Consider the following 23971-nt stretch of genomic DNA (forward strand, 5'->3'; position numbering starts at 1 on the left):
GCCTGCCGTAGTTCTGGGCTCGCTGCTGGCGGGGCGGGGCGCGGGCCGGCCGCCCCCTTGTACCGCTTCCCCCGTGAGTGGCAAGAATCAGCTGATGCTGGACGCTGGCACCAGCAGATTCTTGCCACTCGCGGGGGTGTTGCGGCGGCTTAACGGAGGATGCGCCCCGTCGACGAGCGTGGGCTCGGACTGGGGCGCATCGCACGTCCCGTGCAGGGGCCGAGCGGAATCGGATCAGGTGACTGCCGCGCAACCGGTGAACGTTGTGTGGACGTGTTGCCTCGGTAACCAGCCGAGAGCGATATCAATCTATATGCCCTTGAATCGAACCCGGGGGTGATTTCGGGGTGATAGACAAACCGGTTTACAGGATGGGAGTGCCGATCGGGGGACGAATTGCGCGCTTCGGGGCACAGGTTTGTTGCTCAGTGCGCGAAATATACCCGCCACTCACCACGCCGACAAGGCGTTCGTGATTCGGACATCCTTCGCGCCTCCACCCCTCGGCGACCCTCGCAACCCCGAGGATCACCCGCCCGCGATGACCGTCTTCGCGACGGCGACCATGCCGGCCGCTACCCCGATCATGATTCCGACGACGACCACCCGCCTGGACGACGGCACGCCTCGGAAGCGCTCGGCCGCCGCGCCGACCAGGCCGATGCGCGAACAGACCAGGAGCTCGGCGATCGCCGCGCTGACCGGATCGCTCCAGCCGAGCAGGTCTCCGCAGGCCAGGGCCGCGACCGGCGCGAGCGCCGACGTCGCGATGGGAAGCGATGTGCGTGCGGCGTGGAGCGCAGCGTGCACCACCGAGCGGTGCCCGTGGCCCACCCGGTGCGCCAGGAGGTCGGCGAACGAGTGAGCCACGAACGTCGACGCGCCCGCAGCGAGCACGGCGATCGCACCGCGCCGGCTGACGGCGTCGGACGGCGAGAGAGCCAGCAGCGCCGCGAGCACGACGAGGTTCCCGTAGACGTAGGCGGAGAGCCGCGCCGTCGCATCGGCGAAGCGGAGCGGACGACGCGAGAGCAGCCGGGCGAGCCGGGGCGCGATTCTCTCGATCGGCGGCGCCCAGGGCGGTTCGACGAGGGCCCTCGGGTCGAGCGGCCTGTCGACCGGGATCGGGCTTCGAGGGACGACGACCGGGGTCGTCGCGAGGGGCAGGTCGAGGGGAGCGGTGGGTGCGGGCGGCGTCATGCCCCGACGGTAGGGAGCGGGACTGTGCCGTTTCGATGGGCTGTCGGTGTGCAGGCTTTGGCGATCCTGCGCAGCGACCGGACATCTCGTGGGCGGCGAGTCAGAAGCGCAGGATGCCCGTGGTCACCAACTCGCGAACCTGCGGCAGCAGCTCGGCACGAAGGTCTGCCTCGTCGACCTCGAGCAGCTCAGCGAGCGCCCCGACGATCGCGCCGACGCTCAGCTCGCCGTCGCACGCTCCGACGAGGCCCGACAGAGCTGTGCCCGACGGCACGGTGCGGGCGAACCCGCCGCCCTGGCGGAGCTCGATGACGGTGGGGTCGTCGTTGCCCGGCCAGTAGTGGCGCTGCTCGGTGACGTCGCCCGCCACCCGGAGCGTCTGGGCTGCCAGCTGATCGTCGCCGAGGTCGCGAAGGCGGTCGAGGGCGTCGAGAGTGTCGGCCAGGTGAGGGCCGAGGCCCACCTCGGAGCCGCCGAGGGCACCGGTGAGGCGCTCGATCCGCTCGACGGCTGCGGCGTCGGCGCTCGTCGGTCGCCGGAGCGTGATGTAGCCGAAGCCGACCTCGGTGATTCCACGGGCCTCGAAGTCGTCGAGCCAGGCCTCGTACAGTCGCTCGAAGTCGGGGCTGCCGGGGCGGGTGCCTCCGTCGCGGATCCACGTCTCCGCGTAGGTGGGAGCGTCTTGCACCTCTCGCTCGACCACCCAGACGTCGAGCGGCCGGGCACCGCGTCTCACCCAGTCGGCGACCGAGTAGGCGCCGCGACGGCCGTCGCGACCTGTCTCCCAGTTGCCCAGGAGCTGCGCCACGCCGCCCGGGGCGAGGTGCTCGGCGCACCCCGCCACCACCGTCGCCACGAGCGCGTCGCCCACCATGCCGCCGTCGCGGTATTCGTAGGCGGGCACACCCTCGACGCGAGGCGTGATCACGAACGGCGGGTTGGACACGATGTGGTCGAAGGTCTCGCCCCGGACGGGCTCGAAGAGGCTGCCGAGGCGGAAGTCGATGCCGTCGATGAGGTTCAGCTCGGCGTTGAGCCGTGCGAAGGCGAGTGCTCGCTCGGAGATGTCCGTGGCGACGACCTCGCGAGCGTGGCGGGCGGCGTGGAGAGCCTGGATGCCCGACCCCGTGCCCAGGTCGAGGACCCGGTCGACGCGGCGCGGGATCATCAGCCCGCTCAGCGTCGTCGACGCGCCGCCGATACCGAGGACGTGGTCTTCGCGGAGCGGGCCCTGGAGAGCGAGCTCGCCGAGATCGGAGGCGATCCACCAGTTGGCCTCGCCGGCGGAGTCGACGAACGAATAGGGGCGAAGGTCGACCAGCGGCCTCACGACATCGCCGTCGACGTCGAGGAGGTCGAGCTCGAAGGCCCCGGCGAGGCCGAGGCGAGGCAGTGCGGCCTCGACGTCGTCGCGATCCTGCGGGTAGCCCAGCACGAACAGTCGCGCGAGCGTGTCGGACGCGCGTTCGCGCTCACCGGCCGGGGACCGCGACTCGAGCGCGCGCCGGGCCGCGATCCGCTCGCCGCGGAACAGGGCCGCGCCGCCCGCGGCACCCCAGGCTCCGGCGCCGGAGAGGTGGGACACCGTGAAAAGCGAGTGGTCGAGGTCGGAGCGGAGCGCGGCGATGAGGGAGGAGGACACGGGTCAATCCCATCACAGCGCGCAGGCCCCATCGGAGTTATCCACAGTCACGTCGGGTGCCCGCACGGCGAGCGACCGTCGGTCGTAGTCTCGTCGCATGCTCCTCGCACTGCTCCTGCGTTTCCTCCGCCCTCACCGGCGGCTGCTCGCCGGCGTGGTGGTCTTCCAGCTCGCGCAGTCGATCGCCTCGCTGTATTTGCCCACTCTCAACGCCGACATCATCGACGATGGCATCGCGAAGGGCGACACCGGCTACATCCTCCGAATCGGGGGCGTCATGCTCCTGATCACGCTGGCTCAGATCGCCTGCTCGATTCTCGCGGTCTGGTTCGGCGCACGCGCGGCCATGCGCACGGGCCGCGACCTCCGCGAGGCCGTCTTCGTCCGCGTCGGGGCGTTCTCCGAGCGCGAGGTGACGCGCTTCGGGCCGCCCTCGCTGATCACGCGCAACACGAACGACGTCCAGCAGGTGCAGATGCTGGTGCTGATGAGCTGCACGCTCCTGGTGTCCGCACCCATCCTCTGCATCGGAGGCATCATCCTCGCGATCCAGCAAAGCCCGGGCCTCTCCTGGATCATCGCGGTCAGCGTGCCCGTGCTCCTGGTCTGCGTCGGCCTCATCATCACGCGCATGGTGCCCCAGTTCCGCCGGATGCAGGCGCGCATCGACACCGTCAACCGCGTCCTCCGCGAGCAGCTGACCGGCATCCGGGTCGTGCGCGCCTTCGTCCGCGAGCGCATCGAGACCGACCGGTTCGGCCGGGCGAACGCCGACGTCACCGAGACCGCGCTGCGAGCCGGCCGGCTGTTCGCGCTCATGTTCCCGACGGTCATGCTGATCCTCAACGCCTCGAGCGTCGCCGTCATCTGGTTCGGGGGCATGCGCGTCGAGAACGGCTCCATCCAGGTCGGCACGCTCACCGCATTCCTCAGCTACCTCGCGCAGATCCTCATGTCGGTGATGATGGCCACGTTCATGGCTATCCTGGTGCCGCGAGCGGCCGTCTGCGCCGACCGCATCGGAGAGGTGCTCGCGACCGAGCCGAGCGTCATGGCCGCGGCCGACCCCGTCTCCGAGCTCTCCGGCCGTGGGGCGATCGAGTTGACCGACGTCGAGTTCTCGTACCCGGGGGCGGAGCAGCCGGTGCTGACGGACGTCGACCTCCACATCACACGGGGCACGACGACGGCCGTGATCGGAAGCACCGGGGCCGGCAAGACCACGCTGATCAACCTGCTCCCCCGACTCTTCGACGCCACCGCGGGCACCGTGCAGGTCGACGGAGTCGATGTGCGGCGCCTCGTGCCCGACGTCCTCTGGTCGACGATCGGTCTCGTGCCGCAGAAGCCCTACCTCTTCTCGGGGACCGTGGCGACGAACCTCCGCTACGGCAGACCGGACGCCGACGACGACGAGTTGTGGACGGCCCTCGAGGTCGCCCAGGCTAAGTCGTTCGTCGAGAAGATGGAGGGCGGGCTCGATGCGGCGATCGCCCAAGGCGGCACGAACGTCTCCGGCGGTCAGCGACAACGCCTGGCCATCGCCCGCGCGCTGGTGAAGCGGCCCGAGATCCTGATCTTCGACGACTCGTTCTCCGCCCTCGACCTGGCGACCGATGCTCGGCTCCGAGCGGCGCTCCGCGAGAACATGGCGGGCGCGACCTTCGTCGTCGTCGCCCAGAGGGTGTCGACCGTCCTCGAGGCCGACCAGATCATCGTGCTCGAGAACGGCAGGATCGTCGGTCGCGGCACCCACGACGAGCTCCTCGAGTCGAACGAGACCTACGCCGAGATCGTCTCGTCGCAGCTGACGGCGGAGGAGGCGGCATGAGCACGTCCACTCCCAGCCGCCCGCAGATGCGACGCGGGCCCGGAGGCGGCGGGCCGTTCGGCGGCCAGATGCCGACGGAGAAGTCGCTGGCTTTCGGTCCGAGCGCCAAGCGCCTCCTCCGGCGGCTCGCACCCGAGATGCCGAAGCTCGTCCTCGTGGCCATCCTCGCCGTCGGCAGCGTCGTCTTCACGGTGCTCGGTCCGAAGCTCCTCGGCAACGGGACCAACCTCATCGTCGCGGGCGCCTTCTCCAAAGGCCTGCCCTCGAACCTCACGAAGGCGCAGGTGATCGCCGGGCTTCGTGCCAAGGGGCAGGACCAGTACGCGTCGCTCCTGAGCGGCATGGACCTCACGCCGGGGCACGGCATCGACTTCACCGCTCTGGCCCACGTCCTCCTCGTCGTGCTCGCGCTCTACGTGGTCGCCTCGGGTTTCAGCTGGCTGCAGTCCTACGTGCTCAACGGGGTCGTCCAGCGGACGGTCTTCCGGCTGCGCGCCGACGTCGAGGCGAAGCTGCACCGCATGCCGTTGTCGTACTTCGACCGGACGCCACGCGGAGAGACGCTGAGTCGCGTCACCAACGACATCGACAACGTGTCGCAGACGCTTCAACAGACGATGAGCCAGCTGCTCACCTCGCTTCTCACGGTCGTCGGCGTCCTGGTCATGATGTTCGTCGTGTCGCCGCTGCTCGCGGTGATCGCGCTCGTCACCGTGCCGCTGACGATCATCATCACGACCCTCATCGCCATACGCTCGCAGAAGCTGTTCCTGGCGCAGTGGACCCACACGGGTGCGCTCAACGCCCAGATCGAAGAGGCGTTCAGCGGGCACGCGCTGGTCAAGGTCTTCGGTCGCCACCGCGAGGTCGAGGAGCGCTTCCGCGAGAAGAACGACGAGTTGTATCGGGCGAGCTTCGGCGCCCAGTTCGTGTCCGGCATCATCATGCCCGCGATGATGTTCGTCGGGAACCTCGTGTTCGTCGCCATCGCCGTCGTCGGCGCCCTCCGGGTCGCCGCCGGGGCGATGCAGATCGGCGACGTGCAGGCGTTCATCCAGTACTCGCGGTCGTTCACCCAGCCCCTCACGCAGCTCGGCTCCATGGCGAACGTGCTGCAATCGGGCGTCGCCTCCGCTGAGCGGGTCTTCGAGGTGCTCGATGCCCAGGAGCAGTCGGCGGATCCAGCGGATCCTGCGACCGCGCCGGAGACACGGGGGCGACTCGCCTTCGAGGACGTGTCGTTCCGGTACGTCCCCGACAAGCCGCTCATCGACGACCTGTCGCTGGTCGCGGAGCCCGGGCAGACCGTCGCCATCGTCGGCCCGACGGGTGCCGGCAAGACGACGCTCGTCAATCTGATGATGCGCTTCTACGAGGTCGATGCCGGGCGGATCACGCTCGACGAAGTCGACGTCGCGAGCATGGCGCGCGACGACCTGCGGCGTCGCATGGGAATGGTGCTGCAAGACACCTGGCTGTTCTCGGGCACCATTCGCGACAACATCGCGTACGGCCGCCCGGAGGCCAGCGAGAGCGAGATCGTCGCCGCGGCCGAGGCCACCTATGTCGATCGGTTCGTGCGGTCGCTGCCCGACGGCTACGACACCGTGCTGGACGACGAGGGCTCGAACATCAGCGCCGGCGAGAAGCAGCTGCTCACCATCGCCAGAGCGTTCCTGAGCCGGCCGAGCGTCCTGATCCTCGACGAGGCGACCTCGTCGGTCGACACCCGGACGGAGCTTCTCGTTCAACAGGCCATGAGCGCACTCCGTCAGGGACGCACCAGCTTCGTCATCGCGCACCGGCTGTCGACCATCCGAGACGCAGACCTGATCCTCGTCATGGAGTCCGGCAGCATCGTCGAGCAGGGGTCGCACGCTGAGCTCCTCGCCGCCGGGGGCGCGTACTACTCGCTCTACAACGCTCAGTTCGCGGGGGCGCTCGTCGACGACGAGTAGCGGGTCGCCCGCCGTCTTCCGGCTCGTGCTCGGTCGGGGGCCGGTGGGGCACCGCCGCCGGTACGGCGACGACGGCACTCCCGCTAGCCCTTGATCAGGGCGACCAGCAGCCTCGCGAGACCGACGACGAGAATCGCCGCCTGCATCTTCGAGACCGATCGCCTGGGCCGGCGCCTCGTGTCTTCATCAGACATGGGCGTCCACCTCCTGGTGTCAGGTCGGCCACACCGAGAGGAGCCAGGGATGAACACCTCCTGCCCACGAATGTCCGACTGGATGCCGGTTGCGATCGCGAAGCAGTCGGTATTAGAATTCCGGTGATGTTACCGGGGATCTTGTTCATCCCTAGCTCCACATCGGAAGGTAATGCGAGGCCCGGATCTGTTGCTGCAGATTCGGGCCTCGATCATTCCCAGGAAGCTTCTCCGACCGCTCCGCTTCCCGCAATCAGACTATCGAGTCGCGGACTCATATTCCAGACTTCAGCCGACCGTTTCCGGCCGGAAAGAGCGGAGCGCGATAAGTCAGGGTCGTGGGTAGCGGGTCCACGAGTTCGAGGGAGGCGCCGCCGAAACGCCACAGGCGATTGAAGAGGTAGACGCCGATCGTGGTGCCCGACCGGACCTGCCACGTGCCGCGGCCCCACTGCGCCGGCTGCCCGCGCCCGTCGATCACGACGGTCGGTTTCGGATACCAGCCGATGCTCGGCTTCTCGAGCACGAGTTCGATGCGGACGACGTCTTCGGGCGGCACCCTCCGACCCTACAGCCTCACCCCGACCCACGCGGTCGACCCATTCTTCACCGTTCGCCCCGACGAGCGAAGCGAAGTCGTGAGCGCCGCAGGCGCGACGCGAGCGGCAGCTGCGGCCGGCGTCGAACAGTCAACGCGCGGCCCCGACGAGCGAAGCGAAGTCGTGAGCGCCGCAGGCGCGACGCGAGCGGCAGCTGCGGCCGGCGTCAAACAATCGCCGTGCGGCCCTGCCGCCCGCGAGCGGAGCGAGCCAAACCAGCACTACGAGAAATGGCCCCACCCGTAGGGGTGGAGCCAATTTCGAGTGGAGCTAAGGGGATTCGAACCCCTGACCTTCTCATTGCGAACGAGACGCGCTACCAACTGCGCCATAGCCCCAAACTGCCGTACAACCCTAGCACGGCCGAGGCGCGGGTCAGACCGCGCGGCGACGCTGCAGGATCTCGTCGAGCCGCAGCTCCTGCGTCTCGCCCTCGTCGAGGTAGCCCATGCGCGCGAAGGGCGACGTGGGCGATGGCGACGTCACCACCGGGGCAGGCGCCGACGCAGCGGGCGCAGGATGCGACACCCGCCCGACCACGGCCTTTTCGTCGCGAGAGACACCGCGCGCCTCGACGACGGCCGCCTCGCGCTGAGCATCGAGGGCCGCCTCGGCACGTGCGACCTCGCGCAGGGCCTGCCGCTGCGCCTCGAGGCGAGCGCGCTCCTGCGCCTGGCGCAGGGCCTCGGCCGAGCGCTCGGCGGCGGCGCGGAGTGCGTCCGCGTCGCCGGACGACGTGGGCGCGACAGCCGACGAGCGGGCGAAGTCGCGCGCCGAGCCTCGGCGAAGGTACAGGGGGCGCGGCATGGGGACGGGGGTCCATTCGCGCGACGAGTCGGTGTCGGCCGAGGAGACGCCTGGATCCTGCACCTCGGAGGATGTCGACGAGGGGGCGAAGTCCTGGAAGGCCTGCGCGACGGGTGCTGCGGCGACGGACGGCCGGGCGGCCGAGCCCGTGTCGGCGGCGCGACGGGCTCGTGCGCGGGAGACGGCGGCCAGTTGTCCGAGGACGGCGATCGAGCCGACACCGGCGACCGCGGCGGCGACGACCATGAGCCACGACGACGCGAAGTGCAGCGCGCCCACGACGACCAGAGCGATCGAGACGGCGAGGACGAGGGTCGCGACGAGTCGGGTGCGGCGAAGGCGGCGGGCGGCCAGCGCGGGCGCGCTCGCGGCGACCGCGAGAGCCGGCGCGGCGGCGGCGAGCTCGCGGGTGATGGCACGCTGGCGAGCGGCCTCCTGCGCACGGCGGATCGCCTCGCGCTTGGCCTCTTCGGTGCGGAGGATCTTCTGGGCGCTCGCCACGGACTTGGCGTTGGCTTCCACGCGGATCTCCTCGGGCAGTTCAGCGGTCTGGGCGAGGATCCGCAGCGTCTGCTGCAGGCGCACGGCGTTGCGCTCGGTGGCGAGGTACTGCTGCCGTTTCGCCCACGAGGGGATGAGGTAGACCAGCCAGAGCACGGCGACCAGCCCGAGGACGATGCCTCCACCCCACGAGCTGATTCCCATGGAGGCAAGGGTAGGAGCGGGTCTCGCCCGATCCTGGTTCATCGGCTGGTGTGTTCGCCAGATCGCGACCAAACCCGCAGAAAACCTCGTCTACGGGTGCGACGCCCGGGCTCGACCGAATGCTCTACGGGTGCGACGCCTCGATCAGCGCGTCGGGCGGCACGCTCCCCTGCCCGGCCGGCACGCGACCGTCCAGCCAGCGACGGAGGACGCCCTCGCGCACCTCCTCGGCGACGAGCGCGAAGCAGAAGTGGTCACGCCAGTCGCCGTAGATGTGGATGTACCGCCGACGCAGGCCCTCGTAGCGGAAGCCCAGCTTCTCGACGACCCGTAGGGAGGGCCCGTTCTCGGGCCGGATGCAGATCTCCATGCGGTGCAGGCCGAGCCGCTGGAAGCAGTAGTCGGTCGCGAGCGCGACGGCCGTGGGAGTGACGCCGTGGCCGGCCGCGGCCTGCGTCACCCAGTAGCCGATGGTCGCCGAGGCGAGCGAGCCGTAGGTGATGCCCGAGACGTTGAGCTGCCCGACGAACGAGCCGTCGAGCTCCATCGCGAACGGCAGGCCGAGGCCGGCGCGCGCGTTCGTCTGCAGCGACCGGATGCTCGAGCGCACGTCGATGGAGGTGAACCCGTGCGGATTCGTGGCTTCCCACTGCCGGAGCCAGGTGCGGTTCTCGGCGAGCGCTCGGTCGAGATCGCGGGTGTCGCGGAGCCGAAGCGGCCGGATGGTGGTTCTCCCCTGCACCAGCGTGGGAATGGTGGTCACGTCGTCGTCTCTGCTTCGGTCGGGTTCCGGCCCTCAGGTGCGAGAGACGGTGTCGCCCCTCCCGCGCGGAGGGCGATGACGCCCGGCCCGGCGAGAGGGACGGTGCCGCCCCTCCACGGAAGGAGGGGCGGTGAGCACTCCGGCCTAATCGAGGTCGGAGGTGAACTCCTTCAGCCAGGCGCGCAGGTCGGCGCCCAGGTCTTCCCGGTCGCTCGCCAGCTGCACGATGGCCTTGATGTAGTCGAGTTTGTCACCAGTGTCGTACCGGCGTCCACGGAACACGACGCCGTACACGCCGCCGGTCCACTCCTCGGCGTTCGCCATCTTCATCAGGGCGTCGGTGAGCTGGATCTCGCCGCCCTTCCCCGGCTCCTGCTTCTCGAGGACGTCGAAGACCTCGGGGCGGATCACGTAACGGCCGATGATCGCCAGGTTCGACGGGGCCTCGCCCGCCGGGGGCTTCTCGACGAGGTCCGTGATCTTCACGACGTCGTCTTCGTCGGTGGGCTGGACAGTCGCGACGCCGTAGAGGTGCGTCATCGACTCCGGCACCTCGAGCAGGGCGACCACGGTGGCGTTCTTCTTGGCCTGCACCTCCAGCATGCGTGAGAGCAGCGGGTCGCGGGCGTCGATGATGTCGTCGCCCAGGAGCACGGCGAACGGCTCACGACCCACGTGCATCTTGGCCCGGAGCACCGCGTGCCCGAGACCGAGCGGGTCGCCCTGGCGCACGTAGTGCATGTCGGCGAGGTCGGTGGAGAGGTTGACCTTCGCGAGCTTCTCGTGGTCGCCCTTCTTGCGGAGGGTCTCTTCGAGCTCGGAGACGTGGTCGAAGTGGTTCTCGAGGGCGTTCTTGTTGCGCCCCGTGATCATGAGGACGTCGGTGAGGCCCGCCGAGACGGCCTCCTCGACGACGTACTGGATGGCCGGCTTGTCGACGACCGCGAGCATCTCCTTCGGGATGGCCTTGGTTGCGGGCAGGAAGCGTGTGCCCAGGCCTGCGGCGGGAATGACTGCTTTAGTGATGGTGAAACCCATGCCGGTCAGCGTATCTATTCCGTGCGTTACGCGGCGGTTAAGATTGCCCCCATGACTGACGCCGTCGGCGACGCGAAGCGCGCCCTCCGCCGTGAACTCCGCTCCAGACGGCGGAACATGGGCGATCGCGAACTCGCCGAGTCCACCGAAGCGCTGACAGCACATCTGACGACACTGGCCCTCGAACTGGGGGTGCGCTCGATCTCGGCGTACCTCTCCGCCGAGAAGGAGCCCAACACGCGACCGTTCCTCAACTGGGCCCACGACCAGGGCATCCGCGTGCTGTTCCCCATCACCCGTGCCGACGGTCTGCTGGACTGGTCGCTCTCGACGGATTTCGAGACGGAGGTCGAGGGTCTGTACGGGATCCCCGAGCCGGTGGGCGAGATCCTGAGCCCCATGGCCATCAACGACGTCGACCTCATCATCGTCCCGGCGGCGCAGATCGACCGGTCGGGCATGCGCATGGGCTGGGGCAAGGGGTACTTCGACAAGACCCTCGGTTCGATGGCGAAGCGGCCGCCGGTTTATGCTGTGGTGTTCGACAGCGAGTTCGTCGACGCGGTGCCCTCCGAGCGGCACGACCAGCCGGTCGACGGCGTGGTCACCCCGTCGGCCGTCCACCGCTTCTGAGCTTCCCTCCTTCGTCCACCGACGACCCAGCCACAGGAACCCCGTGCCCACCTATAGCTACCGCTGCACCGAGTGCGGCAACGCGTTCGACATCCAGCAGTCCTTCTCCGACGCCTCGCTCACCGAGTGCCCGGCGTGCGGCGGCAAGCTCCGCAAGATCTTCTCGGCCGTGGGCGTGACCTTCAACGGCTCCGGCTTCTACCGCACCGACTCGCGTGCGTCCGGCACGTCAGGGTCGGGCAAGGGCGCAGGATCCGACGGCTCCTCGGGCTCGAGCTCCTCGCCCGCGAAGTCCGACTCCTCCTCGTCGAGCGCATCGTCGTCCAAGCCGGCGTCGACGGGCTCATCCTCGTCGTCGTCGTCGGGTTCGTCGGGTTCGTCGGGCTCGTCGTCCTCCTGACACCCTCGCCCGTCGGGATCTCGACCTTTTCTCGCTGATCCCGATACGCTCCAAGGGTCCGACCTCGACCCGAAGGAGCACACCGTGAAGGGCTTCAAAGAGTTCATTCTGCGCGGCAACGTCATCGATCTGGCCGTCGCGGTCGTCATCGGTGCTGCGTTCACCGCCATCGTCACGTCGCTCGTGACGAACATCTTCAACCCGCTGATCGGCGCGATCTTCAACGCGTCGATGCTCGACAAGACCCTGATCGTCTCGATTCCGACGGCATCGGGCGGTCACGCCAAGCTCATGTTCGGCGCGGTCATCGGCGCGGCGATCAACTTCATCATCATCGCGGCGGTGGTCTACTTCTGCCTGGTGCTGCCCATCAACCACCTGCTCAAGAGCGCGTTCAAGAAGCAGCAGGAGACCGAGGGCACGCCCGAGGAGGTCCCGCCGACCGACGTCGAGCTGCTCAGCGAGATCCGCGACCTGCTCCGCGCTCAGAACTCGTCGCTCAACAGCACGGGCGGGTCGCACGCGGCGGAGGTCGCCCCGCCCACGGCGACGGGCACGACCGGCGTCCCCGGGATGCCCTCCGCCTGACCTCGCGGTCTTCCGCGGTCCTCCGCGACAAAACGCGACACCTGCGACGCTCCAGTGCGTCGCAGGTGTCGCGTTTTGTCGCTTGGGGAAGGCCGGACGGGTCAGCCCCAGTGCGGCGGCCGGTCGGCCTTGAGACGCTGGTCGTTGTCGCGCGAGTCGGTGCGGCGGTCCCCCGCGGCGGGCTCGGGGTCGGTGCCCGGAGCCGGGGCCGTGGTGACTCTGCGGCCGCGGCGGCGGACCTCGGGGGCCGCGGCGGGCGTCGCCTCGATGAGGTGACCGGCGGGATCCTGCGCCCCCTCGGTGCCGGAGGAGGGCGGTGTCACGGGCGAGGAGTCGTCAGCGGGAGTTGACATGCTGGCGCGCCGGCATGACCGGGGTCTCGGCGGGAGCGTGCAGGCCGAGCCCGAGGACGTCGGAGATGCGCTGCGCGACCGCGTCGGGGTCGGTGAAGAGCTGGAACGCGTGCACGCGCACGTAGTGCCAGCCGAGGCGGCGCAGGATCTCGGGCCGCTCGCGGAGCGACTCGCGCAGGCTCGACGACACCAGCGTCGAGTCGGTCTCGATCGTGACGCAAACGCCGTCGTTCGCGCACACCAGACCGAGCTTGCCGCGGTGGCCGAGGGCGACGGGGATGCCCTTCGCCTCGAGGCGGCGCGCCAGGTCGACGAGCATGGGGTCGCTGTCGTCGGGGACGTGCTCGGCCGAGGTGCGCACCTGCACCTCGCTGAGGATCTCGGCGAGCGCCACGGTTCCGTGACCCATGCGGTCGGCGTCGATGTCGCTCGGCTGGAAGCAGGTGACGATGATCATCGACCGGCGGGCCCGGGTCATGGCGACGGCCAGGAGCCGCTCGCCGCCCGGCTGGCCGAGCGACCCGAAGTCGCTGAGCACGCGCCCGTGCGGCGTGCGCCCGTAGCCGATCGAGAAGATCACGTGGTCGCGGCTCTGCGCAACGGACTGCTCGAGCGTGGCGATCATGAACGGCTCGCGGCGGTCGCCGACGACGAACTCGGTGAGGTCCTTATGGCCGGAGACCGCCGAGAGCAGGGCCTGCTGGACGCGGATCGCGTGCTTGGCGCTGGCGGTGATGACCATGAGCGACTCGGTGGGGCGAGTCCGGGCGTGCTCGAGCACGAGGGCGACGACACGGTCGACCTCGGCGTCGACGCTCTCGACGGCACCCGACTCGGGGTCGGGGATCGCCGTTCCGCCCGAGACGTAGTCGAGCGAGATGCTGCCGTGGCCGAGGAAGGATCCCGCCCAGGGCAGCGACTCGATGCGGCCGCCGTAGAACCGGCGGTTGACGAGTTCGGCGAGGTCTTCGCCGCCGGCCCGGTAGCTGCGCGTGAGCGACAGCGTCGGCAGGAGGGTCGACAGCTGCGCCAGGGCGCTCTGCTCGTGGAGCTCGGCGAGGCGCGTCTCGGCGGTGGCCATCTCGCCCTTCGCGGCGGCATCGCCGGAGTCGTCGAAGTCGGAGTCGCTCCGGCCCGACCCGAGGCCCGCGCGCGAGCGGACCGACGGGGCGTCGTCGACGAACGGCGCGATGGCGATGGAGAAGTCGGAGGGCGTCTCGGTCACCGGATCGCCGAACGCCACCGTCTGCTTGCCGCGGCGGATCGCACCGATGTTCTCGGCGAGGGTGGTCGCGCCGGCGTCGACGAGGATGACAGTGTCGAACGGGACCGTGTCGGCGATCCTGTGCACCTCGTACGGCGAGGCCACCCAGACCGGCGCGATGGCCCGCGACAGATGCGGTGCGGCGTCTTGAAGGTGTCGCGCGGTGACGTGGTCGTGGCGCAGGAGCTGCTTGAGCTGCGTGGCCTCCTCGGGCCAGTCGACGAGGCCGATCTTCCAGTTCTCGGCGAGCTGCCACCCCAGCGACTGGGCGCTGCCCGCGGCGTGCGCCTCGTCGACGAGACGGAAGTCGGCCTCGAGCCGGTCGAGCATCGTCGTGTTCGCACCGAGGAGGGCGCGGTCGGCCTCGAGGAGCGATTCGAGCGCCGAACGCCACCAGGCCAGCTCGAGCTCGGCGGCGACCTGCGCCTCGGGCACGTGGCGGTTGGCGAGGTCGGTGATGAGCGGCGACAGCTCGAGGTCGCGGAGGGTCGTCATGAGCTCGGTGCGCTCTTGCAGGTTGTTCAGCACGTCGCTCTCGGCCGCGAGGACCTCGAGCTTCTGGAGGAGCTCGTCGGTGCCGATCTCCGCCAGGAGGTCGTCGCCCGAGAGACCCAGGGGGCGGTCGAGCTGCGCGAGGTCGTCGGCGACCTGGCGGTGCAGGCTCACCGCGTCGGCGACACCGGTCGGAACCTCGGGCGGCGTGCCCGCGGCCACGTAGCGCTGCCAGAGGATCCGCTGCTGCTGGACGCGGGTCAGGGCCTCGTGGAGGTCGGGCACGTGCATGCCGGGCCGGACGTACTCGCGGGCGAGCTTCTTGAGGCGGCGGCGGTTCGCGCTCGACATGTCGATGTCGCGACGGTTCGACGTGGCGTCGACGAGTTCGGAGACCGACCGGTCGAAGACCACCGGGAGGAACTTGTCGAGGGTGTCCTGGATGTCGGCGAGGAGGGTCAGGTAGATGCCGAGCTCGCGGATGCTCACGAACGGGCGCATCCGGGTCGAGCCGACGACCTCGTTGGCGCGCTCGAGCAGGTGCGGCACGTCGCGGTGGAAGAGGTTCTTGGCGAGCTGATGCGCCTGACCGGCGGTGAGGCTGCCGCCGGCCCCGTCGTCGAAGCGCGCGCCGTACCAGGGCGAGTCGCCCGGGCCGTAGCGGAACTCGCCCAGGTTGGCGGCGTTGACCATCGTCTCGGCGACGCGGCCACGGCCCTCCACCATCGACTCGACGCTGTGCCGGCTGAGCCGCGCGGTCGTCGCGGGCGAGGCAGGGAGGAGGGCGAGGCGGGCGAGCTCGGTGAGGCAGTCGAGCACCGAGACGCCGAGAGCCGGGTCGCGGCGGCTGAGAGCGCCGCGGTAGTCGACGAGCACGCGACGGAGGCGGACGAGGGCGTCGTCGACCTCGGCCATGCTCGGCTGCTTCGCCTTCTCGTTGCGCCCGATCGCGCGGATGACGTCGCGGCGAAGTGTCGCCGGCGACACCGCGACGCCGGGCAGGCCGACCTCGGTGAGCCGGGCGCCGATGGCCCCGAGTGTGGCACGGCGGGCGCTCACGACGAGAACGCGCTTGTTCTGGCCGACCAGCGTGCCGATGGTGTTGACGATGGTCTGCGTGCCGCCGGTGCCCGGGAGCGTCTTCACGACGACGGAGTTGCCCGCCGTGATCTGCGCGACCACGTTCTCCTGCTCGGTGTCGGCGTCGAGCAGCAGCACGTCGGTCTCGGGGCTCCGTTCGTCCTGCGGGGTGGCCGAGACGGGCCGGTAGGAGGAGCGGATCTGCTGCGCCGCCGACGGGTTGCCCGCCAGGGCGTCGAGCACCGGGTGGGTGAGGTCGCGGGCGTCGTCGACCATGGCGGCGGACACCTCGGCGAAGGTCGAGACGATGAGCCTCGGCTGCACGGTGAAGCCGTCGATGTGCGCGGTGAGGCCGCGCAGGCGGTCGATCACCGGATTGGGCGTGAACGACCCCTCACGGTCGGCGAGCGCGACGAACGCGGAGGCGTCGAGCGAGATGCCGAACTGGTCGCGGAGGGCGTCGGCGAGCGCCGGGTTGAGCGAGGGCCGGCCGAGCAGCTTGACCTCGAAGTCACGCCCGTGCCTGCGGATGGCGAGGGGGCGCAGGAGCAGAGGCGCCCGGTAGGTCTCGCCGGCGTGGGCCCACTGCGCCATGCCGATGGCGAGATGCACGGCGTCGATGCCGCGGACCGTCGAGAGCTCGAGCCCCTTGGCGGCGATCTCGCCGGCCGCCAGGCGCGCCGACCGGAGGGCGAGGTCGTCGCGGATCAGGCTCGACAGGAGGGTCGTCTTGCCCGTGATGAACTGCGCCAGGCCGCCCGGATGGGTCGTCGACAGCTCGATGCGGGTGCGGGGCGCGTCGCGGAAGTGCAGCAGCGTCGAGACCCCGCCGACCTCGGCCAGTCGGGCCCGCCAGGCGTCCCAGACGGGCTGCGCGACGTTGCCGACGGTGACGTTCGGGTCGCCGAGACTCAGGGTGTGGGGCTGTGTCGCGGTCGCGGGCAGGGGGGACATCACGCCGGAGCGCTCGCCGTCGCCGTCACCCTGCTGATCATCCACTCGCCACACCCTTCGACCCTACGGCGTCACTCGCCCGAATGCTGGGAGGACGGGCGGTTTTCTCGGCGAACCGGGGCCGCGGCGTCGTCGACCGGGGCCGTTCGATGCATCGCGACGACAGCGTGGGCTCGCATCGTGCATACTCTCCGTATATAACCCGGCCCGCACCCGAATGCATGACATCAAGGAGCACATATGCCGTTCGAACAGAAGTACACGCCCGAGACGCGAGAAGCCTCGTTGGCACGTGTGCTGGAGCGCCGCGAGGCCGAGCCGGGCAACCGCAGCATCATCCGTGAGACGGCCGAGCAGTTCGACGTCGGCGAGCAGTCGCTCCGCAGCTGGATCCGGCAGTACGAGAAGGCGAACGAGCCCGAGGCCGCGCCCGAGCCCGTGACCGAGAGCGCTCCCGCCGCCCCGGCGGCTGCGGAGGCCGCGCCTGCGCGTCGGGCGAGCGGGCGGTCGGCTGCTCCTGCGATCTCCTCCGGTGTCGGCGCCGGTTCGACCGGCTCGCGCGTCGCCGAGCTCGAGGCCGAGGTCGCGAAGCTCCGCCGCGACCGCGAGGCCCTCAAGAGCGCCCTCGCCGTCCTGCTCGACGACTGACCACCCATCACCCGCAGCACCACCATCGATCGAGGGGACACACCATGCCGGGCAAGTTCGTGCTGACGAAGTCGGAGTCGGGCAAGTTCCACTTCAACCTGCTGGCGACCAACGGGCAGGTGATCGCCACCAGCCAGATGTACGCCACGAAGGGGTCCGCCCTGAACGGCATCGACTCGGTGCGGACCGTGGCCGAGGGCGCCACGCTCGACGACCAGACGACCGAGTCCTGAGCGCGGCTGCGGGCGCGCGGCCGGCCGCGGCGCAAGCGGCCGCGGCTACGGCTACGGCTGCGGCTGCGGGCGCGAGGTCGCCGTACGAGGTCGTGCTCGGCGCGGCGCTCGACGACCTCCACGAGCGCCTCGGGGCGTACTTCGGTGCGATCCCGGCCGGTCATGTAGGCCGCGGCCACGGCGTCTTCGACGTGGTCGGCACGCCCCGCCGTTGGCTCTGGCCGATCCTCGCGGTGCTCGGGCGCGAGGGCATCGCGTTCCCCGCCTGGGCGCACGGCGTGGCGTTCGACGTCGAGAACCGTCCGACACGGACCCACGAGGGCGACGCGGCGGTGAGCGCGCGGCGCACCTTCCACCTGTCGGGCGGCGACCGCGCGATGGTCGACGAGATCGCGGCCGACAATCGCGGGCCCCACGGCGACTGGCGGCTCGTCGACCGGCTCGGGCCGGGGAGGCTGGTGCAGGCCTCGTTCGGCGCCGACGTGCGCGGTGGCGCGCTCGTGCTGCGGTCGACGGGGGTGGGGGTGCGGCTGGGGGCGTGGGTGCTGCCGATCCTGCGCCCCCTCGCCCCGGTCGTGCGGCTGACGGAGCGGTTCGACGGCGACCGCGAGCGTCAGCACGTGTCGATCACGCTCAGCATGCCGGTGATCGGCAGGATCTATGAGTACTCGGGCTTCTTCACCTACCGAATCGAGCCCGACACCGCATCAGTCGTCTCCGAGGGGGAATCATGACCGAGCACATCGTCATCGCCGGGGCCTCGGGCTTCATCGGCAGCTACCTCGCCGACGCGTTCCGCGCCCGGGGTGCCCGCGTCAGCCTCATCGGGCGACACGGGCCCGACGCCCGCTGGGGCGACACGTCGGGCATCGCGCGTCTCGTCGACGGTGCCGACATGGTGATCAACCTCGCCGGCAAGAGCGTGAACTGCCGGTACGGCGAGGCGAACCGGCGCGAGATCCTGCGGTCGCGCATCGAGACCACGCAGGAGCTGGGCGACGCCATCTCGAGGGCGGCCACTCCCCCGCGCCTCTGGCTCAACTCCTCGACGGCGACGATCTACCGCCACGCCGAAGACCGCCCGCAGACCGAGTCGACGGGCGAGATCGGCACGGGCTTCTCGGTGTCGATCGCGACGACGTGGGAGGAGGCGTTCTTCGCCGCGCCGACGCCCGGGACACGCAAGGTCGCCCTGCGAATGGCGATCGTGCTCGGTGACGGCAGCGCGCTGGTGCCGCTCATGAACCTCGCCCGGTTCGGCCTCGGCGGCCCGCAGCTCGACGGGCCCTGGCCGGCGTCGGCGGCGCGACTCGACGCCGGGACGTACCACGCGTTCGGCGCGCGGGGCGGGCGACAGAAGTTCAGCTGGATCCACGTCGACGACGTTCTCGGCAGCATCCTCTTCCTGCAGGAGCACGACGAGATCGACGGCATCGTCAACCTCGCCTCCCCGAACCCCAGCGACAACCGCACGATGATGCGCGACCTGCGGCACGCCCTCGGCGTCCGCTTCGGGCTGCCTGCCTGGCGGTGGATGCTCGAGGTCGGCTCGGCGGCGATCCGCACCGAGGTCGAGCTGGTACTGAAGAGCCGGTGGGTGGTGCCCGAGAGGCTCACGGCGGCCGGCTACGAGTTCTCGTACCCGTACCTCGACATGGCGCTGAAGTCGATCGTCGACGAGCGCCGCACGCGGGCCTAGCGGCCTCGACACCGAGGGCGCAGGATCAGCGGGAGCTCTGCGCGGCGAACCAGTCCGCCGCCACGATCCCCATGAACACCTCGTCGTGGAAGACGCCCTCGTGGAACGCCGCGGCCCGCCGGACGCCCTCGCGGACGAACCCGGCCTTCTCGTAGGCGCGGATGGCGCGCGTGTTGTACGCCCAGACGTGGAGCTCGATCTTGTTCAGGCCGAGTTCTTCGAAGCCGTAGCGGATCAGCATCCTGGTCGCCTCGGAGCCGTAGCCGTGGCCGGTCGCGTTCGGGCCGAGCATGATGGCGAACGTCGCGAGCCGCAGCGGCAGTGTCGCGCCGAAGAGGGTCGCATGGCCGAGGAGGGCGCCGGACTCGTCGCAGATGCTGAAGCCGACGCCGGAGCCCGTGTCGTTGGTGATCCAGCCGCGCATGATCTCCTTGATCGCGTCGCGGCCGCGCGGGCGGATCGAGAGCTGCTGGAAGACGGCGAGCTCGTCGTCGACCCACCACTCGGCGAGGCGGTCGAGGTCGTCCTCCGTCGTGACGCGCAGGCCTACGCGCTCGCCGTGCAGGAGTCCGCGCGCGTACGCGGTCGCGGTGTCCATGTCGTCCCAGGGCATGGCTCGACGCTATCGCGTGTGTGGCGTGCGGGGCGGTGCGACGGCCGACCTTGACAGGACCCTGCGGCTCCCGCGCTGCGCTCCTAGGACACGGTGGAGTACAGGGGAGATTGCTTCGGTCTCGTGGTGATGCCTTGCTCGAATCTTCGGACGAACTCGGTCGGCAGGTGCAGCCGACACCACTCGTCGATGACCTCGAGCCCCCGCCTGATCGAGTCCCTGTTGGCGTCGGGCGACACGTTGCGTCCGAAGAAGGTGCTGGTCGCCTGATTCTCAGAGACGACGATCGCGGCATGGAACGTCCCATATTGCAGATCGAGGGAGCAAACCACCTCGAAAGTCTCGTAGAGGAGGCATGACAGACGCTGTTCATCGGAATCGATCGACTGAGAGGAGGCCCTCGCTTCGAAGTGGTCGAAGACGAGGTTGTAGAACTCATCGAAGTCCATGCGAGGGCGATCCCGTCATCTTTGGTGCGCCGCGTCGAACGCGGCGAGGAACTTGTCGGTGAGGTGCAAGCGGCACCAGTCGACGATCTGGTCCAGGCTGGCCCGGATCGAGGCGGGATCTGAATTCAGTGAGATCGGCTTGCCCAGGAATGTCGAGGCACCGCGGTGACGCCCGAGGAGGATCGTGGCTCCGAATGTGCCATGGGGTTCTTCGAGGCCGCACTCCAACTCGAAGGTTTCGAAGAGGACACAGGTCACTGACTGGTCAGCCGAGTCGTATGAGAAGTCCGATCCGATCGCACCCAGATGTTCCTCGACGAGGTCGTAGAGGTCGTCAACTGTCATGTGCTTTGTCATCGAGTCCCCTTGTTGATACCGGGCATAGCGGGTTTAGCTGTCATCGTTCTGGCATCGAACCTGTATCCATGCGCTTTGAGATACGTCAGTTCTTTGAATAGAGCCGAGCGTGAATACAGCTCGGGGTTGTGACTGAATCGGAACGGTCGCCCGTCGGCGATGAGTTCGTCGAGGAACTTGGTGTTGTACACGTTGAACATGTCCTCGTCGGTCAGATGGAGGAAGGCTTTCATCATGTTCCAGTCGCTGCCCATGTCGAAGTAGGCGTGGTCGGTGCCGGCTCGGGCGATGTAGCTGTCGGGGCTGTTCGGCACGTATTTCCCTAGCATGCCCTGCGTTTCGGTCATCTGGTGCGCGCCTCGCGTGTAGGTGTCGTTGAAGAGGCGGCGCGGGATCGTGACGGTGCGCCCGGGGACGATGACGGGGCGGTCGGGGCCGTGCCAGAACCGGTATCGGTCGATCGCGGTGATCGCCATGTCGCCGCCGTGCGCGACGGCGGAGAGGGCGGCGCCGCCTAAGGCGCCCCAGGCGGCCTCGGACGCGACGGTGTCGGCGTCGGTGAGCGAAGACGGGTCGGTGATCGCCCCGATCGCGACGTTCGTCGCGGCGCCGGTGACGGCGGTGTTCACGGTCCGCCCCGCGACCGTCGACAGGCGGACGGTGATCTCCCGCGCGAACCCCGTCGCGCGACTCAGAGTCGTCGCGGTGATCGCGACGTCGTCCGTGACCCGAATGACGAGCGGGGTCATGGTGCGGATGAACCCGAGGATCCGCGACGCCGCCAGGCCGACTTCGCCCGCGGCGGCACCGCCGGCGGCGAGATCCGACGCGCCCGCGGTGACGAGGGTGAGGGCGATGCCGACGGCGGCGGTCGCGGCGACCTGCTCACCCAGCTCGTTCAGCACGGCCAGGGTCTGCCGGTGCACGTCGTCGATGTGATCGGCGCAGGATCGGCACGCCGCCGCAAGAGATCGCGCCTCGCCCTCCAACGTTCGCACGGCGGCACCCGCGGCCGACACCTTCTCCAGGATCCGGGGCATCTCGGGTGTCCGCTCGTCGGCGAGCGCGTCCGACACCGCGACCACCTGCACCGCCCCGACGGCGTCGGCGAACGCCGACCATGCGTCGGCGGCCTCCCGAAGGCGCGCGGGCGACCCGTCTGGCCATAGGCCACCGATCAGACCCGCGACGAGCGAAAACCCCGGCAGGGACGGCAGCCCGCCCGACCCCGCAGCCGAGACCGGCGGGGCAGAACACAAGGGCGCCGGCAGGACTGGCAGAGAATGCCCGGGCGCGAACCCCGTCCCGCCCGAGTTCAGATGCTCGACGGTGGCGTAGTTCAGCCCCGTGACGGCAAGCCCCGCGGCGACATGCCCCAAAGCGTCGACGCACGCGTCCGCCAGCCGCACCGCCTGCGCGGCGGCAGCGTCGTACGACGCCGCCCACGACACCCCCGCCGGGTCCGTTCCGGCCATCGCCCCGCAGGACGCCAGAGCGGCCAGAAGTTTGCCCCGAGCAGACGTGACCGCTGCTCCTGCACCCGTAGCCCGACCGGCAGCCGACACGAACGCTGCGGGGTCGACATCGAGAAGCACCCACCCATACTAGCGTGTGGAATGTCAGACGCGCATACCGGCAAGGGTCAGGCGGCGACCTCGTCGGTCGACTCGAGCGGCTCGACCGGCCCCATGGCCAGCTCGCGCTGCACCGACAGGGCGAGCTCGCGCAGCAGCACGAGATCGACGCTGTCGGCCGAGCGCGGCTCGGGGTCGGTCACGCAGAGGGCGCCGATACGGACGCCGTCGGGCGACTCGACCGGGTGGCCGGCGTAGAAGCGGACGGACGGGTGGGTGACGAAGCGGTCGTCCTTCCAGACGTCGGGCACGACGAACGGCCGGCCCGACTGGATCGTGACCGAGCACATCGCCCCGCGCAGAGGCACCTCGGTGCGGCCGACGCCCGAGTACGACTTGTTGTAGAGGCGGTCCTCGTCGACGATCGAGAAGGCCGCACCGGCCGTGCCGAGCAGCACGCGGGCGCGCTCGGTGATGTCGTCGAAGCGCTTCTCGGGAGGCGAGTCGAGCAGCCCCAGCGCGCGTATCGCGTCCATGCGCATCTCGAGGCTCTGCGGGCGGTGGCGGCGGTCGCGCGCCGCCGTGCCGCGGCCGACGTGCTGGTCGAGGAGCGGCGCGAGCAGGAGGGCGTGGGCGTCGGCCCACAGGGCGAACCCCTTGCGTGCACGACTCCGTGCGACCGCCTCGGACGCACTGACGGCGGCCTCGGGCACGGCACTGGCGGCGGTCGACTCGGCGGGCAGGATCGGCGGCTCGACGAAGTGCGTCCGCTTCCGCGCGTCGCAGATCATGCGCGTGATGTCGTCGAGGCGTGCGGCGTGACGGTCGACGACGCCCGCTTCGCGGACCGAGAAGACGCTGATGGCGCTGGGCCGGTGGATGCCCACGATCACGATCTCGGTGCCGGGGTGCGCGTGGGCGTCGATGACGTCCAGGAGCTCGAGGACGCCACGCCGCCACGCGGCCGCCGAGGTGAGACGGAGCGCGTCGCTGACGCCGACGATGACGACGATCGCGTCGTAGTCCGAGAGTCGTTCGGTCGGCACGGCGGCCGCCGCGGTGCGGATCGTCATGAGCGGGTCGGCGACGGCGTCGACGTCGACCCCGCGACCGGTGAGCGCGGAGAGGCGGCGGGCGATCTGCCCGGGCAGAGCGAGGTCGTGGCTGCGGACGCCCCAGCCGACGGCGGCGCCGTTGCCGAACACCAGGATCCGGTCGGGATCGACCCCGGGCGCGTGCGACTGCGGCGCGTCGTCCGGGCGCGGCACGCCGAGACGCCCGCCAATCGACTCGTACTTCGAGCGGAGGATCGGCAGGACCAGATGATGCAGCAGGGAGGGCACGCTACGAGTGTGGCCGCGGGCGACAGCCGTCGGACAGCCCCACAAGGGGAGTCCGCCCTTCAGCGGACACCCGGGTCGGCGCCGGGCACCGGCGCGGGCCGCCGCCGGAACGAGAAGAACTTGTGGCCGAAGTAGCTGATCAGCGTGGTCACGACCACTGTCACGGCCTGAGCGACCAGGGGCTGCCAGTGCGCGACCTCGACCAGCAGGGGCAGGATCACGGAGTTGATCGCGAGCGACACGACGTAGACGCCGCAGAATCGCAGGAAGTCGACGACGACGTTCCCCGAATCCTGCGCCCTGAAAGTGAAGCGCCGATGCAGCACGAACGCGACGACCGTCGAGATGGCGTACGAGGCGTACAGGCTGCCGAGGTAGCCGATGGTGTGCCCGATCGTGAGCTCGAACGCGGCGAAGAGCGCGTAACCGAACACGGTGTTGAACCCGCCCACCAGGAGGAAGCGGAACCGTTCGTCGGCCAGCAGCCGGCGCGCAAGGCGGATCATCGCCGCCCTGCCCTCTGCTCGTGACCGCTCTTCATTCCGGCATCGTAT

The 23971-nt window shown here is 69.9% G+C and carries 23 protein-coding genes and 1 tRNA gene; 9 read left to right on the forward strand and 15 right to left on the reverse strand.

The window, feature by feature from the left end:
• Positions 1–528: 528 nt before the first annotated feature.
• Both C8E83_RS11110 and C8E83_RS11115 read right to left on the reverse strand, forming a co-directional pair.
• Positions 529–1200 carry a hypothetical protein gene (locus C8E83_RS11110; RefSeq protein WP_121369951.1) on the reverse strand — a complete coding sequence of 224 codons (672 nt, stop codon included), beginning with the start codon at positions 1198–1200 and terminating at the stop codon, positions 529–531.
• 100 nt (positions 1201–1300) lie between these two features.
• A complete protein-coding gene (locus tag C8E83_RS11115) occupies positions 1301–2842 on the reverse strand; it encodes a DUF7059 domain-containing protein (RefSeq protein ID WP_121369952.1) in 1542 nt (513 codons plus the stop codon).
• Between the two features lie 97 nt (positions 2843–2939).
• Here C8E83_RS11115 and C8E83_RS11120 point away from each other — a divergent pair, with 97 nt between their 5' ends.
• Together C8E83_RS11120 and C8E83_RS11125 are read left to right on the forward strand one after the other, a co-directional pair.
• Positions 2940–4673 (forward strand): ABC transporter ATP-binding protein, encoded by a 1734-nt coding sequence (locus tag C8E83_RS11120; RefSeq protein ID WP_121369953.1) that lies wholly within the window; start codon positions 2940–2942, stop codon positions 4671–4673.
• On the forward strand, positions 4670–6631 hold the full coding sequence (locus C8E83_RS11125) for an ABC transporter ATP-binding protein (RefSeq protein ID WP_121369954.1): 1962 nt from the start codon (positions 4670–4672) through the stop codon (positions 6629–6631). Before C8E83_RS11120 ends, C8E83_RS11125 begins: the two co-directional genes overlap by 4 nt.
• Before the next feature lie 468 nt (positions 6632–7099).
• On the opposite strand, the gene C8E83_RS11130 is transcribed toward C8E83_RS11125, so the two are convergent.
• From C8E83_RS11130 to galU, 5 genes are all read right to left on the reverse strand, one after another.
• Complete coding sequence (locus C8E83_RS11130) at positions 7100–7384, reverse strand: hypothetical protein (RefSeq protein ID WP_121369955.1); 285 nt, start codon at positions 7382–7384, stop codon at positions 7100–7102.
• Positions 7385–7689: 305 nt separating this feature from the next.
• A tRNA-Ala gene (locus C8E83_RS11135) sits at positions 7690–7762 on the reverse strand.
• Positions 7763–7799: 37 nt separating this feature from the next.
• Complete coding sequence (locus tag C8E83_RS11140) at positions 7800–8936, reverse strand: hypothetical protein (RefSeq protein ID WP_121369956.1); 1137 nt, start codon at positions 8934–8936, stop codon at positions 7800–7802.
• A gap of 124 nt (positions 8937–9060) precedes the next feature.
• On the reverse strand, positions 9061–9699 hold the full coding sequence (locus C8E83_RS11145) for a GNAT family N-acetyltransferase (RefSeq protein WP_121369957.1): 639 nt from the start codon (positions 9697–9699) through the stop codon (positions 9061–9063).
• 144 nt (positions 9700–9843) lie between these two features.
• Complete coding sequence (gene galU / locus C8E83_RS11150; protein ID WP_121369958.1) at positions 9844–10737, reverse strand: UTP--glucose-1-phosphate uridylyltransferase GalU; 894 nt, start codon at positions 10735–10737, stop codon at positions 9844–9846.
• 51 nt (positions 10738–10788) lie between these two features.
• Here galU and C8E83_RS11155 point away from each other — a divergent pair, with 51 nt between their 5' ends.
• From C8E83_RS11155 to mscL, 3 genes are all read left to right on the forward strand, one after another.
• Positions 10789–11370 (forward strand): 5-formyltetrahydrofolate cyclo-ligase, encoded by a 582-nt coding sequence (locus tag C8E83_RS11155; RefSeq protein WP_121369959.1) that lies wholly within the window; start codon positions 10789–10791, stop codon positions 11368–11370.
• Positions 11371–11413: 43 nt separating this feature from the next.
• Positions 11414–11770 carry an FmdB family zinc ribbon protein gene (locus tag C8E83_RS11160; protein WP_121369960.1) on the forward strand — a complete coding sequence of 119 codons (357 nt, stop codon included), beginning with the start codon at positions 11414–11416 and terminating at the stop codon, positions 11768–11770.
• A gap of 84 nt (positions 11771–11854) precedes the next feature.
• Positions 11855–12358, forward strand: a complete 504-nt coding sequence (mscL, locus tag C8E83_RS11165; protein ID WP_121369961.1) for a large conductance mechanosensitive channel protein MscL — start codon at positions 11855–11857, stop codon at positions 12356–12358.
• Positions 12359–12459: 101 nt separating this feature from the next.
• Here mscL and C8E83_RS11170 read toward each other — a convergent pair whose 3' ends face one another.
• Together C8E83_RS11170 and C8E83_RS11175 are read right to left on the reverse strand one after the other, a co-directional pair.
• Positions 12460–12711: a hypothetical protein gene (locus C8E83_RS11170; protein ID WP_147430154.1), complete on the reverse strand. Its 252-nt coding sequence runs from the start codon at positions 12709–12711 to the stop codon at positions 12460–12462.
• On the reverse strand, positions 12695–16501 hold the full coding sequence (locus C8E83_RS11175) for an AAA family ATPase (RefSeq protein WP_245981960.1): 3807 nt from the start codon (positions 16499–16501) through the stop codon (positions 12695–12697). Before C8E83_RS11175 ends, C8E83_RS11170 begins: the two co-directional genes overlap by 17 nt.
• A 240-nt stretch (positions 16502–16741) precedes the next feature.
• Between C8E83_RS11175 and C8E83_RS11180 the strand changes: the two genes are divergently transcribed.
• The 4 genes from C8E83_RS11180 to C8E83_RS11195 all read left to right on the forward strand — a co-directional run bounded on the left by C8E83_RS11180 (position 16742) and on the right by C8E83_RS11195 (position 19081).
• Complete coding sequence (locus tag C8E83_RS11180) at positions 16742–17149, forward strand: transposase (RefSeq protein WP_121369963.1); 408 nt, start codon at positions 16742–16744, stop codon at positions 17147–17149.
• A 44-nt stretch (positions 17150–17193) separates the two neighbouring features.
• Positions 17194–17382 carry a YegP family protein gene (locus tag C8E83_RS11185; RefSeq protein ID WP_121369964.1) on the forward strand — a complete coding sequence of 63 codons (189 nt, stop codon included), beginning with the start codon at positions 17194–17196 and terminating at the stop codon, positions 17380–17382.
• 92 nt (positions 17383–17474) lie between these two features.
• Entirely contained in the window at positions 17475–18116 is a 642-nt protein-coding gene (locus C8E83_RS11190; protein WP_245981609.1) for a DUF4166 domain-containing protein, read from the forward strand.
• Positions 18113–19081: an epimerase gene (locus C8E83_RS11195; RefSeq protein WP_121369965.1), complete on the forward strand. Its 969-nt coding sequence runs from the start codon at positions 18113–18115 to the stop codon at positions 19079–19081. The genes C8E83_RS11190 and C8E83_RS11195 overlap by 4 nt, the downstream gene beginning before the upstream one ends.
• A 25-nt stretch (positions 19082–19106) precedes the next feature.
• Here the strand turns inward: C8E83_RS11195 and C8E83_RS11200 are convergent, their stop codons facing one another.
• The 6 genes from C8E83_RS11200 to C8E83_RS11225 form a co-directional block, all read right to left on the reverse strand.
• Positions 19107–19694, reverse strand: coding sequence for a GNAT family N-acetyltransferase (locus C8E83_RS11200; protein ID WP_121369966.1), 588 nt, complete (start codon positions 19692–19694; stop codon positions 19107–19109).
• An 83-nt stretch (positions 19695–19777) separates the two neighbouring features.
• On the reverse strand, positions 19778–20143 hold the full coding sequence (locus tag C8E83_RS11205; protein ID WP_121369967.1) for a hypothetical protein: 366 nt from the start codon (positions 20141–20143) through the stop codon (positions 19778–19780).
• A gap of 15 nt (positions 20144–20158) precedes the next feature.
• On the reverse strand, positions 20159–20500 hold the full coding sequence (locus C8E83_RS11210; RefSeq protein ID WP_147430155.1) for a hypothetical protein: 342 nt from the start codon (positions 20498–20500) through the stop codon (positions 20159–20161).
• Positions 20497–22095, reverse strand: coding sequence for a WXG100-like domain-containing protein (locus C8E83_RS11215; protein WP_147430156.1), 1599 nt, complete (start codon positions 22093–22095; stop codon positions 20497–20499). The genes C8E83_RS11210 and C8E83_RS11215 overlap by 4 nt, the downstream gene beginning before the upstream one ends.
• Positions 22096–22142: 47 nt before the next feature.
• Positions 22143–23417: a GAF domain-containing protein gene (locus C8E83_RS11220; protein WP_121369970.1), complete on the reverse strand. Its 1275-nt coding sequence runs from the start codon at positions 23415–23417 to the stop codon at positions 22143–22145.
• Positions 23418–23476: 59 nt separating this feature from the next.
• Positions 23477–23923 carry a GtrA family protein gene (locus C8E83_RS11225; RefSeq protein ID WP_121369971.1) on the reverse strand — a complete coding sequence of 149 codons (447 nt, stop codon included), beginning with the start codon at positions 23921–23923 and terminating at the stop codon, positions 23477–23479.
• Positions 23924–23971: the final 48 nt, after the last annotated feature.

The sequence above is a fragment of the Frondihabitans australicus genome, assembly GCF_003634555.1.
GTDB classification, from domain to species: Bacteria; Actinomycetota; Actinomycetes; order Actinomycetales; family Microbacteriaceae; genus Frondihabitans; species Frondihabitans australicus.

Bases quoted from the DNA above. Each gene is read 5' to 3' on its own strand.
- C8E83_RS11110 (WP_121369951.1), bottom strand. From the start codon at position 1,200: ATGACGCCGCCCGCACCCACCGCTCCCCTCGACCTGCCCCTCGCGACG.
- C8E83_RS11120 (WP_121369953.1), top strand. From the start codon at position 2,940: ATGCTCCTCGCACTGCTCCTGCGTTTCCTCCGCCCTCACCGGCGGCTG.
- C8E83_RS11125 (WP_121369954.1), top strand. From the start codon at position 4,670: ATGAGCACGTCCACTCCCAGCCGCCCGCAGATGCGACGCGGGCCCGGA.
- C8E83_RS11140 (WP_121369956.1), bottom strand. From the start codon at position 8,936: ATGGGAATCAGCTCGTGGGGTGGAGGCATCGTCCTCGGGCTGGTCGCC.
- galU (WP_121369958.1), bottom strand. From the start codon at position 10,737: ATGGGTTTCACCATCACTAAAGCAGTCATTCCCGCCGCAGGCCTGGGC.
- C8E83_RS11155 (WP_121369959.1), top strand. From the start codon at position 10,789: ATGACTGACGCCGTCGGCGACGCGAAGCGCGCCCTCCGCCGTGAACTC.
- C8E83_RS11170 (WP_147430154.1), bottom strand. From the start codon at position 12,711: ATGTCAACTCCCGCTGACGACTCCTCGCCCGTGACACCGCCCTCCTCC.
- C8E83_RS11175 (WP_245981960.1), bottom strand. From the start codon at position 16,501: ATGTCCCCCCTGCCCGCGACCGCGACACAGCCCCACACCCTGAGTCTC.
- C8E83_RS11180 (WP_121369963.1), top strand. From the start codon at position 16,742: ATGCCGTTCGAACAGAAGTACACGCCCGAGACGCGAGAAGCCTCGTTG.
- C8E83_RS11185 (WP_121369964.1), top strand. From the start codon at position 17,194: ATGCCGGGCAAGTTCGTGCTGACGAAGTCGGAGTCGGGCAAGTTCCAC.
- C8E83_RS11195 (WP_121369965.1), top strand. From the start codon at position 18,113: ATGACCGAGCACATCGTCATCGCCGGGGCCTCGGGCTTCATCGGCAGC.
- C8E83_RS11200 (WP_121369966.1), bottom strand. From the start codon at position 19,694: ATGCCCTGGGACGACATGGACACCGCGACCGCGTACGCGCGCGGACTC.
- C8E83_RS11205 (WP_121369967.1), bottom strand. From the start codon at position 20,143: ATGGACTTCGATGAGTTCTACAACCTCGTCTTCGACCACTTCGAAGCG.
- C8E83_RS11210 (WP_147430155.1), bottom strand. From the start codon at position 20,500: ATGACAAAGCACATGACAGTTGACGACCTCTACGACCTCGTCGAGGAA.
- C8E83_RS11225 (WP_121369971.1), bottom strand. From the start codon at position 23,923: ATGATCCGCCTTGCGCGCCGGCTGCTGGCCGACGAACGGTTCCGCTTC.